This window comes from Nostoc sp. DedSLP04, assembly GCF_034530775.1.
Classification (GTDB): domain Bacteria; phylum Cyanobacteriota; class Cyanobacteriia; order Cyanobacteriales; family Nostocaceae; genus Nostoc.
In genome coordinates, this window is the sequence record NZ_JAVRCL010000044.1 from 21,390 (window position 1) to 35,196 (window position 13,807).

Below are 13,807 nucleotides of genomic sequence, written 5' to 3' on the forward strand. Positions count from 1 at the left end.
AATCAGCTGTTAAGTACAAAGATGTGGTGTCCAAGACGGTAGTTAATTCATCGCGTTGCTCACCAGAATCTAAAATTCAAAATTGCCATCAGCGAGTGCCGCTACCATTATGACTGTCGGGACCACCATAATTTGGTGGAATGTATATGTCTTGTAAATTTTGAGAATTGACCTTGCGGGCGATTAAGGTATTACTGCTAGTAGGGCCAAAAGAATTAGCACTTGCAGTACTGAATATACCTGTGCAATCGGCAATTTTTGGGATCAGTAAATAAGCACCTATGCAGAATATGATAAACTTTGTGATTCGGAAGTTACTCTTCATTTATTTCGGTAAATTTACTAGTTTTTTATTTTAAAATGCACTTTTAACTACTACCGTATATTTACTGCATTTTTCAAAAAAAGTATTTTAACTTTATGAAATTATTGCTAGTACTGTACAAATCATTGTGGTATTCTCTTGTCGATTAACCTTAATTTGCCGATATTAAATAGTTTCCATACTTAAGTGGTATTTCAAATAGGCGATTTTTACATCAGTCTCAAGTTAGATATGTCAATGATTTACTGCCAGCTTTTTGAGTACTTCATTATTTATTAATAATATCTTAATACTTTTAAGTATAAACACTATGTTCCATAAATCATGAATTCAAAAAAACATGAAATAATACTTATCTAATTGTATAGTTTATAGATTTGATGAGTAAAGATATGTAAAGATAAAACAACATATCTATAGTAATAAAAGGATTTTAAAATTTTGTCTTGCATAATAAGCGAATAAGTACAAGTATAAAAAAATTTGTAAGTTAAATTACATTAAATTTATTTTGAAAATTATTTTTGATCGCTAATTATTTTCTGACATAAATTCAGAGGTTTATCGTTCAAGCCAAAAAGCCTTACCAGGTCTAGATTTTACGAAAAATTTACCTCGCAAGATATACGCTATATTTTTTCGAGACAGTGCCTTAGACGTGTCTCTGGTCTAAAGTCATAATTTGAATGTAAAAATTGTAACTACAGTGAAAAAAGTTGGAGGCTTGACTCTTAAATAATTAAGCAAACTCGTAGCGATTTTTACCAAGGCGCTTGGCACGGTACATTGCTGTATCAGCTTGTTTCATCAAAGTTTCACTGTCTTGACTGTTGTATGGATAAACACTAATGCCAATACTGGCAGAGACTCGGATTGTATAGCCATCCAAAACAATTGGCTTGGTAATACTGCTTAAAATTTTTTCAGCGACTTTAGCAGCTATTTGGACATTAGGTATTGCCCGTAAAATCACAGTAAATTCATCGCCACCCAAACGAGAAACTGTATCACTAGCGCGTAAAGAGTTGCTGAGTCTTCCAGCAATAGTCATTAGCAAGCGATCGCCCGTCTCGTGTCCTAAAGTATCATTGACTTGCTTAAAGCCATCTAGATCGATAAACAGCAGTCCCAACAACAAGTTATTGTGTTGTGCCCAATGTAAGGACTCGTAAAGTTGTTCGGCAAAAAATTCGCGATTAGATAAACCAGTGAGGGGGTCGTGATATGCTAAATAACGTAAGTGGTCTTCTTTGAGTTTTAATTCATTGTTAGAGCGGGATAGTTCAGCAGCAGTACGCTTCAGCTGTTCTTCCATCAGCTTGCGCTGAGTAATATCTCGGATGACACCAACTAAAAAGAAATTGCCGGCTGAGTCTTTGTGGAGCGATCGCTTAGTGGCAATTAGATGAGTCTGGCCATCAGCATTTGTAAATTCTTCTTCATGTTCGTGGGGTTGCTGAGTCCGAAAAACAAGATCGTCTTGTTGTCGAAATACATCAGCTTCATGTTTTGGGAAAAAGTCATAGTCTGACTTTTCAATCAAAAACTTATTTGGATAACCGATAAATCGACAATACGCCTCATTTAAAACAACCCACTGATGTTGTTCATTTTTCACAAAAATTGGATCGGGGATCGTGTTGATAACGTGATGCAAAAATTCCTTGGAACGTTTCCACTCTCCCTGCATGTGAGCAATATGACTAGTCATCCAAATAGCTGAAGTGCCAAAGCAAACCAATGAGGGAATGAGTGGTATCCACCAACCGTATAAAAAGAAAGCAAGGTATGCACTCAGGGTCAATACAAAGCAACAAATTAGGATACAGAAGAGACTCCTAGTTGCGTGTCGTATCTGCCATATCGTCACGGCTCCCAGATAAGACCAAACAAAAATCCACAAGTATTCCACCAAGTCAGGCCAAACTTTCAGTAATGGTCTTCCATCAACAGCAGCAGAGATTAACTGACTAATAAAATAAGCCTGCAATTGAATACCAGGTAGAGGCTCAGGCTTTGCTATACCCATTACACTGCTGGAATAGGGAATAAATACAGAATCTTGGAGACTGGGCGCAGTTGAACCAACAAGTATAATCCGATCTTTGATTAAGTTTGCTTTGACTTTATCTGCCAGTACATCTCTCATCGATACCTGGCGAAAACTACAAAATTCTCCAGACGAAGTTTGACATTTAGGTTTGGGAAAATTGCTCAAAATTTGATAGCCTTTATCATCAGCTCCCACATAAGCACCATCATTAGCCTCAAAACGAGTAAATGCTGCCTTACCCAATTGCAAATACTCAGGGTTGCTTTTTGCTTTGGTGGGAGTAATTCCCTTTGACTTTAAATACAATAAAGCCAACTTCAGGGCAAAACTTTCGTGTACTTCATTTTTAACGTGCCAATACAACAAACTGCGACGCACTTTACCATCAAGATCGTACAGCACGTTATTAAAGCCCACTTGATTTTGATTCAGTCCCACTGGAGGCGGAACACTAAAGTTTTTGTTTTTTGACAGTAGTTCAATACCAATTAAGTTGGGCATTGACTGATAAACATTACGCAATTCTTGATTACCAGGCTCTACTGGCAAATTTCTGTAGATATCTAAGCCAATCGCACGGGGTTTGTGGACATTTAATTTTTGCAACAACTGGACAATCTTCGCATCTGAAATCGGCCACGAACCTACTTCGTTTATATAGGTTTCATCAATTACTACGATCGTAATCCGGTCTTCTGGTCGTTCATTTGGACGTAAGCGAAAAAATTGATCCAAAGCCGCTAACTCCAAAGATTGCAATAATCCAAAGGAGTGCAAAAGCAGGACGCAGACTGCAACGCTGGCCGCAGTAATCAATTCTCTGTGTCCTCGACTAAGCGATTGTTTCAGTCCAAAGGTTAACTTCACAAAACGCTTGCCTAGCTGCTGATTCATTGCCATTACCTAGTAGGCAGAAATATTCTCTATTTCCTATAGCTATTAACTATCGGACTAACATAGCTCAAGTAAGAGCTAAATAGAGTTTCTAAAAATTTTTTTAACTCAGCAAGGTTCTTTAAGACATCGTGATATTTGTGATGTATTACCATATATTGAGGCTAATTGTCTGACTAAAAGGCAACTGTGATTGTGGCTCTCAGCACAGATTAATCAATATTGTTGGAAGTGAATTCAGTAAATTTAACTCTCAAAGCCTTCTCTAGTAGAGCCTACTTAATTAAACTCACATTTGCGATCGATTAGGTATTTTACTGAGAATTACGTTAACTTACAACAGAAACAGCTCTCGGTTCGAGCTTGACATGATTACATCCCAAGGTAGCTCTCAAGTGTTATAAAAAAAATTAAAATATACAATTTTTAAAATAAATGTACTTAGCTAATTTCCTTGAGCTTAAGTATTTGCAGATCAAAGCCGAAATAAAATTAGTAATTGGGCATTGGATGAGACCTATTATCTGTTACCAAAAACAAAAAAGCCAACTGGAAACAGATTTTACTGTATTCATCCAGTTGACTATGGGGTGTGAACTACTGAATATTCAGTGTAGGTACTTTACTTAAAATACTTGAAGTTCTGAGGCCCTGTGTAACCAGAAACTTTCGCTAGTTCCTCTAAGTTTTGGACTCCGCTATAGCTTTTACCATTAACGATCCAAGTGGGGAAACCTTCAATTTTTGCAGCTTTACATACTTCTGGTTGAGCTTTGAATCCATCGGGGGCGCACTCTACCTTAATGCCATTATTGATTATTTCCTCAGCTTCTTTACCAAAAAGTAGCTTTTGTTCGTGACAGTGAGGACACCAATAAGCACTGTATTCCTTTGCACCTACCTTTGCCAGATGGCTTGCTAAGGCTATTTCTGCCTCACCAGAAGTAGTGGTAACTTCCCAACCGAACGCTGGGTTGGGGTTTTCTTTGGGAGTAAAGGTAATTTTAGTGGGTTGTCCAGGAGTGGCAGGTGTCACACCTGATTGATTCACGCCAGCATAGACGCCTAAAGTACCAATCAGCGTTACCATCCCGACAATCAGGGCAGTAAACAAGATTTGTCCAATATCCTCCCAAGTCCGACCGATAATCGTTAGTACCAAAAGACTTACAGAGAACAAAGCTGAACCGATACAGTAAAGACAAATCGCTTTGATTTGAGATGTCAGCACATACATTAAGTAGCCGCTAAAGACAGACATAGCGATCGCACCTACCAGCAGCAGCCACCACGTCCAATTTTCCAATTGTTTGCGGTTATTGTTTTCCCCTGAGTTGAATACCAAGGGAGCCAAAGCCAATATCACCATACTGGTGTATGCCAAAAACCCAAACAAAGCTAATGGCTGTCCAAAAACCGTTGCCCAAGGACTGGAAAGCACATCATTACAGCCCTTAGCGCCAGCCTGTGCCACACAAGCGGCACTGCCTCCGGTTAACTTTTCTATAGTGAGATAACCTGTTATCAGCGCACCACATCCAGCGATCGCGGCAATCAATGGACGTGACCATTTATGAATCCAAGGAGTAGAACGGCGGCGAATCATAAATTGTTATTGGTTAATGGGCATTGGGGAGGCAGTTGCTCCACTTGGGGTCTCCTCAAGTGGAGCAACTGCTGTCATTGGGCATTGGGCATTGGGCAATTGAGTATTAATTATTTCTTCCCATGCCCCATTCCCCATGCCCCATGCCCCAATTAAGAATGTAACTTCACTTGTTCTGCTGATTTGCTTTCACCTTTGGAGTTCCAATTGCGACGGGCAACTTCCACAAATTGACTGACGCGAATTGGGTCAATTGGTTGCTCTATGCGTCCATGACGTTTTAGGGAACTGGAAACTATTACACCATCTGCTGCTTGCATCAATGTATCAATATTTTCCCAATTAGCCCCACTGCCGATGAACACTGGCGTGCCATTTGCTGCACCACAAGCTAGTTCCAAATCTTCTAAATTAGGAGGACTACCTGTAGCCCAACCAGATAAAATCACTCCGTCTGCTAAACCCCTTTCAATGGTGTCTTTCACGGCGACTGTGAGATTTGGAGAACTCAAAGGACGGGCGTGTTTCACCAACACATCGGCCAGGATTTTAACATCACAGCCCAACTCCCGTCGATAGCGGAGTAGTTGATGGGCTTCTCCCTCAATTAATCCCTGGTCGGTTGCCATCACCCCTGTGAGGACGTTGACGCGGATAAATTGCGCCTGTACGCAGCTAGCGATCGCTATTGCACTTTTGGCGTCATTTCGCAAAACATTTAAGCCTATAGGCAAAGTTACCAAATTCTGTATCCGCTGCACCACAATGGTCATGGCACTCACAACTACTGGGTCGACTTGGTTTTTGGTAAACGGCGCGTCGAAAAAATTCTCGACAATCAGACCGTCAACCCCTCCACTTGCTAAGGCTGCGGCTTCTTGTTCGGCACGGTCAATGACCGCTTTTAGGCTACCTCCCCAACGGGGTGAGGTAGGCAGTGGTAGCAAGTGAACCACGCCAATAATTGGTGAGCGAGTTTTAAATATCTGATATAAGTCCACGTCTTTAATCCGCCTCGCACAGTCCAGAGTCCAGATTTTTTTGACTATTGAATGCCAGTTCAACACCACTCCCCTGAAGGTTGGGAACCTCTATATAAGGGTGGCTCTTCAACGGGGAAAACCCCACACGTGACTGGCTTTTCTTGACCCTTGACTCATGACTTTTCATTAACTAGTCAAATGTGTTTTATGATAGTCGGTTTATTGCCTCTTTCCTCAGATGGAAATTGGCGTGAAACCTCCCATAAGATATGTTAAGATAAAACCTGGCTACAAGAGGAGTTTGCCACTCACTAGACGCAAGGCAGCTTTCCGTGGTTTAGGCGTCTTGTCCGCGCACAGTCGTAGGACTTGCCAATCGCCAGGGTAGCATTACTGCTTTATAGGCGTAGTCGCTTTCGTCGATTTCTCTGAGGGTAGCGACTTCTCACAACAAGCCCTTTGGGCGGCTTCCCGATGGGTAGGTTAACAACGCACACGCTGTGGTAATGTAAAATATCAATAGGCAAATTGTTAAAAAAGATTACAAGTGTCAAATGTACCCAAAGACACTTCAATTTACCCTGGGGAACAGATTGATAAAAGTATCATAACATGACCTCTATTTTTATTATTTGATAGGGTCATAAGTCTATGGACAGTTGCTGACAGTGAGAATCTGTTGTCGTACTGTTATTAGAAGGATAGCGATCCCAAACAAGCAAAATTAGCGCCAGAATGTTGACTACAAGAAAAAAATGAAGATATTTTCAAAATATGGGTGACAAGCCAACAATTGCCATTTCTCACCTGGGCTGCGAGAAAAATCGAATTGATACAGAACACATGTTGGGAATGCTCGTAGAAGCAGGCTACGGTGTAGATACAAATGAAGAATTAGCAGATTACGTTATTGTTAATACTTGTAGTTTTATTGAAGCGGCCCGGCAAGAATCTGTCAGAACTTTGGTAGAACTGGCAGAGGCAAACAAAAAGATCGTAATTACTGGCTGTATGGCGCAACACTTCCAAGAACAACTTTTGGAGGAGTTGCCTGAAGCAGTAGCCGTTGTGGGTACAGGCGATTATCACAAAATTGTAAATGTAATTGAGCGTGTTGAACTTGGCGAGCGGGTCAAACAGGTTAGTATTGAGCCAACCTACATCGCCGACGAAACTACACCTCGCTATCGCACGACAACGGAGGGCGTAGCTTACCTCCGAGTTGCGGAAGGATGTGATTATCGTTGTGCATTTTGTATAATTCCTCATCTTCGAGGAAACCAGCGATCGCGTACTATTGAATCTATCGTCGCCGAAGCGGAGCAATTAGTTAGTCAAGGGGTAAAGGAAATTATTTTAATTTCCCAAATCACTACTAATTATGGTCTAGATATTTACGGTCAGCCAAAATTAGCCGAATTACTTCGCGCTTTGGGGAAAGTAGATATACCGTGGATCAGAATGCACTACGCTTATCCCACGGGACTGACCCCAGATGTGATAGCGGCCATCCAAGAAACACCCAACGTCCTGCCTTATCTGGATTTGCCCTTGCAGCATTCTCATCCAGAGATTCTCCGCGCCATGAACCGCCCTTGGCAAGGGCGCGTAAATGATGGGATTATAGATCGCATCAAAACGGCGCTACCAACAGCCGTACTGCGGACAACATTTATTGTTGGTTTCCCAGGAGAAACACAAGAGCATTTTGAGCATCTACTAGAGTTCGTCCAGCGGCATGAATTCGATCATGTTGGTGTCTTCACCTTTTCCTCTGAGGAAGGAACTCCAGCTTATAAGTTGCCAAATCAGTTGTCCCAAGAGGTGATGGACGATCGCCGATACCAACTGATGGAACTCCAGCAACCGATTTCTCAAAAGAAAAATCAACAGGAAGTAGGCAAAATAGTCGATGTCCTGATTGAGCAAGAAAATCCTGAAAGTGGTGAACTAATAGGTCGTTCAGGTAGATTTTCCCCAGAGGTTGATGGTCTGGTGTATGTCAAAGGCCAGGCAAAGTTAGGAACCATCGTGCCAATAGCGATTCACCACGCTGATACATACGACCTCTATGGTCAAGTAGTCAATAACTAAATTGTCCTTTGTCTTTTGTCCTTTGTCTTTTGTTAAATGACCCTTACAGATTTACCCTTATCCCAATATCGACGCTGCATTAATGGCAGTTTTAATGAGGGTTTACCTGAAATTCGGGGACTCACTCGTGGGCATAGCTTCTCTAAAAGTTGAGGCTTTGCTATCGCCCTTGGCTAACTAACTAGCCAATAACTTAATGACTAATGACTAATGACTAATGACCATTGTACAGACGCGATTAATCGCGTCTCTACTGACTAAATGACTAATCCAAAAATCCTTACATAAAATTTAGGACGAATTAATGACTCTTTCATTTCAAGAATTAGGCATTTCCCAAGAACGTGTCGAACAACTAGAAAAAATTGGTTTTACCGAACCAACCAACATTCAAGTGCAAGCAATTCCCCAATTGCTAGCCGGTCGTGATGTGGTAGGTCAATCTCAAACTGGAACAGGTAAAACGGCAGCATTTTCACTGCCAATTTTAGAACGGCTAGATATTAATCAAAGAGCCGTGCAAGCCATAGTTTTAACACCAACTCGTGAATTAGCGATGCAAGTTCACGATGCGATCGCTCAATTTATCGGCAATGAAGGATTGCGGGTGTTAGCAATCTACGGTGGTCAATCAATTGACCGTCAAATGCTGCAACTCAAACGTGGCGTTCACATGGTCGTGGGTACTCCCGGACGGGTAATCGATTTGCTCGATCGCGGCTGTTTAAAGCTCGATCAAGTCAAGTGGTTTGTATTGGATGAAGCTGATGAAATGTTGAGCATGGGCTTTATCGACGATGTAATCAAAATCCTCTCTCAAGCACCCGTAGAACGCCAAACAGCTTTATTCTCGGCAACAATGCCACCATCGATTCGGATGTTGGTGAACAAGTTCTTGCGATCGCCGGCGACTGTCACCGTTGAGCAACCAAAAGCCGCTCCCAACAAAATCAATCAAGTAGCTTACTTGATCCCTCGTCATTGGACAAAAGCCAAAGCTTTACAGCCGATTCTGGAAATGGAAGATCCAGAAACAGCTTTAATCTTTGTCCGCACCAGACGCACAGCCGCAGAACTCACCAGTCAGTTACAAGCAGCTGGTCACAGTGTCGATGAATACCACGGTGACTTGTCGCAACAAGCGCGAGAACGGTTATTAAGCAGATTCCGTAACCGTCAAGTTCGCTGGGTGGTAGCAACTGATATTGCCGCACGAGGCTTAGATGTCGATCAACTGTCCCATGTGATCAACTACGACTTACCCGATAGCGTAGAAACCTACGTCCATCGCATTGGCCGTACTGGTCGTGCTGGTAAAGAAGGAACAGCAATTTCTTTAGTACAACCATTTGAGCGGCGTAAACAGCAAACATTTGAACGTCATAATCGCCAAAGTTGGCAATTGCTGTCCATTCCTACACGCGCCCAGATTGAAGCAAGACACATTCTGAAATTGCAAGAACAGGTGCGAGAAGCTTTGATGGGTGAGCGTTTGGCTTCATTCTTGCCAATTGTTAGCGAACTAATTGAAGAATACGATGCTCAAGCGATCGCCGCAGCTGCACTGCAAATCGCTTACGATCAAACTCGTCCCGCTTGGTTGAGTTCAGACGTAGAAATTCCTCAAGAGGAAAGCTCAACTCCCAAACCAAGACTCGGTAAACGTCGCGAATCTTCTAGCGATCGCCCCCGTGCTGCGTGGAAATCAGATAGCAACAATGGTGAAGAAAGACATTCTTCTCCCAAGCCCAAACTGCGGACAAGTGGACAGGATTCTTCTGCATCTCCTAGTAAAAAAATAGGTTCACCTACAGCTAGGGAATCAGCTTCTTAGTCAAGAGTTAGAAGTTAATCAATTTTGGATTTTAGACTTTTCCTTTAATCCAAAATCAAAATCTAAAATTCGGCAAAGTTAAGAGTTGAGAGTTAAGAGTCAAGAGTTAAGATTTTGACTTTATACTCTTGACTTTTTGGCTTTTTTAGAGGGTTAAAAATACTACAGCCAAGGACGACTAACTTGTTCTAACTCTCTAATTTCATCCTCGTTCAATTTCCAGCCCAAAGCACCAGCATTCTGACGTACCTGTTCGGCTGTCTTCACCCCAGCAATGGGAATAACGTTTCCCTGAGCAATTAACCAGTTGAGAGCAACTTGGGCAGGAGTGCGATTGTATTTTTCTCCGAAATTGCGTAGCAAAGATATGACTGGGGCAATTTTTTGCAGACCTTCTTTCTTAAATCGTGGGTCTATTTTCCTTGCACCAGTGGGGGTTTCGGTACTATCAATACTATACTTCCCTGTGAGTAATCCTTGAGCCAAAGGACTGTAAGCCAAGATAGTCACACCCAACTCACGCGCAGTTGCGATAATACCTTTGCTTTCAACTTGGCGAGTGAGTAAAGAATAGCGCACTTGATTGACAGCCAAAGGTACTCCACGGGTCGCCAATATTTGATGCGCGTCTCGCATTTGCTCTGCTGAGTAATTACTCACACCGACTGCGGCAATTCTGCCTCGCTTCACTTCATCTGCTAGGGCATTCATCAAAGTTTCTTGGCTTAAAAAGAAGGCAAAAGGCCAATGCACTTGATACAGGGCGATTCGTTCAAGTTGTAGGCGTTTGAGACTGGCTGTTAAAGCATCAGAGACGGATTGGGCTGTAAATCGCCACGGTAGTGGGCCAAATTTTGTAGCGATTTGTACAGGTTGTTGTGTCTGTTGCAGAAATTGCCCCAAAAATTTCTCTGATAGTCCCATTCCGTAGATTTCGGCAGTGTCAAAGAAGGTAATACCAGCTTCTAAGGCTGCTGTAAATGCTTCTTGTAACTGTTCTGGGCCGTAGGCACTGCCATAATTCCAAAATAGTTTATCACCCCAAGCCCAAGTGCCTATGCACAAGGGTGTAACAACTGGGCCATTTTGCCCCAATGTGATGTTTTCCACGGTTGCAAAATTTAGTTTATTTACATTTCTTTACTTTTATAGTCTATCGTTACAGGCAAGATTGGGTGCGATCGTCATCATTTGCCGCAATTCTTCTTGTGCGTAGGCGTAGCCCCTCGTAGACATCACAGTTTGCATCAAGATTTACAAATTACACTTGACAATATATCTATTCTCAGAATTAAGGGAGGCTAATAACCTCCCTTTTATAATAGTTGAGTGTATTTACTTGTATTTAAGAATTAGATGATTTATCCTGCTTGGCTTTTTTGATTAATTCCATGTAGACATTAATCTCACTAATTTCTACATCATGCTCAACTCTAGTTACTTTCCATTTCTCCTTTTTTAGGTAAACTTCCTCTCCTACTCTGGGAGTAAATTGAAGATCGTAGAATTTTTTGAGAAAATCTTTTTGATTTTCTTCCCATAATATTACTTTGGCTGGTTCTTTACTCATCGCTTATGCCTTTTTGGTTACGAGATGAAGCTAAGTAGTTGGATGACATACATACGGCAAGTTTATCTTACTAATTCAATGGAATAGCGTAGTTAAAACCACATTTTCACATTGATATTTTTATGTGGCTTGATTGTGCTCGATGAAGTTACAGCATATTTTACTGCGAAATCAGAGCATAAAGTCAGTATATTTTAGTCAGATTACCGCTTGGGCATACATAAGACGTTAAAACGAGTCACACATGGGTTTAGCGTGAGTATACTAGCGCAATGGACACGCATAGCCAATCGGAATAAACCCAGCTTTTTGAATGATTGCTTGCCCCTTACCTGTTAACATCAAGTTTGCGTAGGCTCTCCCTGCTTTTTCATCCAAATTATTCTCAACTTGAAAGTCTTTGATAATAACAAATAAATTGCGGGTTAGCGGGTAATCTCCTGATTTTTCAAAAGCTTTTCGATTGATTTCATTTCGTTTCTTTGGTTGATCTCCACACGACTCAGATGGAACTAAGTCACCCTTATAAGGAGGAATAAAATTTCCTTTTTGAAACCCCAATGGTAAAGGGCGAATTCCACATTCAGGTACGAGTTCGGGTGCTGAAGCGTAGTAAATACCACCAATATTACTTTTCACTTTGCGTAACCCATCGGTTGTTGAATTAACAAATTCGACAACTTTAGGATTGAGAGGCGTACTTGCTAAAACCGTATCAACAAAATATTGCACAGTTCCCCCCTGTTTGCGTGAATAGGGGATAATTTTTATGTTTGGACCACCGACCTGATTCCAATTATAAATTTTACCCGTATATATATCGTTGAGTTGAGCTAGGATTAAACCAGGAATATTGATCTCAGGATTTACTGCTACCGCTACAGCATCTATACCGACAGGTATTTCAACGACACTAAAACCTTTAGCTTTTTCAAAATCCTCTCCCTTGAGATTTCTAGAAGATAAACTAAAGCTAAAAGATCCTCTAATTACCTTTTCAATGCCTTCATCAGAGCCATTCCAGGCACGTTTTTCTAGGTCAAACTCTGCTATAGCTTGTTTTATCTCAACATATTCAGCCATAGTAGCGAAAGTGGTACCACCACCATAGTAAAATCGTTGCCCTTGGGGAATATTGATAAAAAGTCTTGTACGAAAATCACTGAATGAACATATTGGTCTTACAAACAGCCACCAAGAGATTACTGACAGAGAAACTGTGCCAACCACAAATCCAGCCATAGCCATTTTCCATTTTGACAATTTCTCAGATGGTTGTAAAAAATCTTTCCATGTTACAGGCTTTGCTGCTGGATTCTGGAAAATTACAGGTAAAAAACTTACACCTGGAAATTTGCTTTCGATGTCTGATAAGTCATGTAACTCTTCCCGTGCTTTTCTTACAGAAGCATATAAGGATTCGCCACGAGAAAATTGCTTTAGAAAATATCTCAAAAATTCTTGTGCGAACTGATCTGGTACGGGTTCCCGCATAACGATAATTTGCGGGATGTGCAACTTCTCTAGCTCACTCGCTATGCCTAAATCATCACAAGAATTAAAAAATGCTAATTGTAAACCGCCTTGAATCGCTTTTTTCAGGGTACGTTTTAACTCACTAAGCGCCAGCTTCTCATTCTCATTGATGTAAATATAACCCTTGTCATCCTCTTGGCTATAACTATGGCCTGCAAAGAACAAAATATCCCAGTTCTCATCCCAAAGTGTTTCAAACGCCTGACGTTGAGGCGATTTAAGGATGCGAACATCTGCACCTGCTTGGCGTAAACTTTCCAGTAACTCTTGGTCTTTATCGATATTAATACCTGTACTACTACCAAAAATTGCTAGAATTTTTACTTTTAAATCCCTGTTGGGAGTAGTGTCTGGTAGACGCTGTTCTAGAGGGCTTATAGCAACAGCAGCGCCATTGAAGTGTTCAAAAAAATCCCAACTTTCCCAAGGCAATTTACGCAACTTAGGGTTTGCTGTTCGCACAATCACTCGGATTTCATCAGAGGCATTCAAACTTTTAAATAGCTCCTGCTCGATAGGGCGGAATTCGCTAGATTTCAGCCAGTGATTAATACTCTTCTTCAGACTTTCAAATGATTCACGACATTCATCAGCAGAGGCGGGATTATCATAGATAATTACTGGACGCCGATACTTTGTTTCTAACCTCTGGTAAATTTCCTGCCACTGGGTATAGTTTGAAAAAACAATCGAACCTGGAGGCAAACTGGCACGAACCCGAATCCGACCTGTCTGGTGACTCTGGCTATCTTCACTAATGTCAAGGGTTGCTTGAAAACCTGTTTCAATGTCACCATCCTCAAAAATTAGTTCAACTATTTTACTCATAGCAGTACTCCTACAAGCATTCGTTTTAATCCTCTTGCATCAAACAGGAAAAGATAGATTGCTGAAATCAAATTTTAGCAGTGC

9 protein-coding genes are annotated in these 13,807 nt (G+C 41.3%); 2 read left to right on the forward strand and 7 right to left on the reverse strand.

Annotated features, from left to right (window positions below):
* Nucleotides 1–88: 88 nt before the first annotated feature.
* The 4 genes from RMX89_RS23010 to btpA form a co-directional block, all read right to left on the reverse strand.
* Complete coding sequence (locus RMX89_RS23010; protein ID WP_322690571.1) at nt 89–325, reverse strand: hypothetical protein; 237 nt, start codon at nt 323–325, stop codon at nt 89–91.
* A 739-nt stretch (nt 326–1,064) separates the two neighbouring features.
* A complete protein-coding gene (locus tag RMX89_RS23015) occupies nt 1,065–3,272 on the reverse strand; it encodes a CHASE2 domain-containing protein (protein ID WP_322690572.1) in 2,208 nt (735 codons plus the stop codon).
* A gap of 622 nt (nt 3,273–3,894) precedes the next feature.
* On the reverse strand, nt 3,895–4,878 hold the full coding sequence (locus RMX89_RS23020; RefSeq protein ID WP_322690573.1) for a vitamin K epoxide reductase family protein: 984 nt from the start codon (nt 4,876–4,878) through the stop codon (nt 3,895–3,897).
* A gap of 152 nt (nt 4,879–5,030) precedes the next feature.
* On the reverse strand, nt 5,031–5,879 hold the full coding sequence (btpA, locus tag RMX89_RS23025; protein ID WP_322670041.1) for a photosystem I biogenesis protein BtpA: 849 nt from the start codon (nt 5,877–5,879) through the stop codon (nt 5,031–5,033).
* A 756-nt stretch (nt 5,880–6,635) separates the two neighbouring features.
* On the opposite strand from btpA, the gene rimO reads away from it, so the two are divergent.
* Together rimO and RMX89_RS23035 are read left to right on the forward strand one after the other, a co-directional pair.
* Nucleotides 6,636–7,955, forward strand: coding sequence for a 30S ribosomal protein S12 methylthiotransferase RimO (gene rimO, locus RMX89_RS23030; RefSeq protein WP_322669899.1), 1,320 nt, complete (start codon nt 6,636–6,638; stop codon nt 7,953–7,955).
* A 304-nt stretch (nt 7,956–8,259) separates the two neighbouring features.
* On the forward strand, nt 8,260–9,789 hold the full coding sequence (locus tag RMX89_RS23035; protein ID WP_322669898.1) for a DEAD/DEAH box helicase: 1,530 nt from the start codon (nt 8,260–8,262) through the stop codon (nt 9,787–9,789).
* A 162-nt stretch (nt 9,790–9,951) separates the two neighbouring features.
* On the opposite strand, the gene RMX89_RS23040 is transcribed toward RMX89_RS23035, so the two are convergent.
* The 3 genes from RMX89_RS23040 to RMX89_RS23050 form a co-directional block, all read right to left on the reverse strand.
* Nucleotides 9,952–10,899, reverse strand: a complete 948-nt coding sequence (locus tag RMX89_RS23040) for an aldo/keto reductase (RefSeq protein ID WP_322685145.1) — start codon at nt 10,897–10,899, stop codon at nt 9,952–9,954.
* 235 nt (nt 10,900–11,134) lie between these two features.
* Nucleotides 11,135–11,359, reverse strand: a complete 225-nt coding sequence (locus RMX89_RS23045) for a hypothetical protein (RefSeq protein ID WP_322690574.1) — start codon at nt 11,357–11,359, stop codon at nt 11,135–11,137.
* 264 nt (nt 11,360–11,623) lie between these two features.
* Nucleotides 11,624–13,723 carry a substrate-binding domain-containing protein gene (locus tag RMX89_RS23050; RefSeq protein ID WP_322690575.1) on the reverse strand — a complete coding sequence of 700 codons (2,100 nt, stop codon included), beginning with the start codon at nt 13,721–13,723 and terminating at the stop codon, nt 11,624–11,626.
* Between the last annotated feature and the right edge of the window lie 84 nt (nt 13,724–13,807).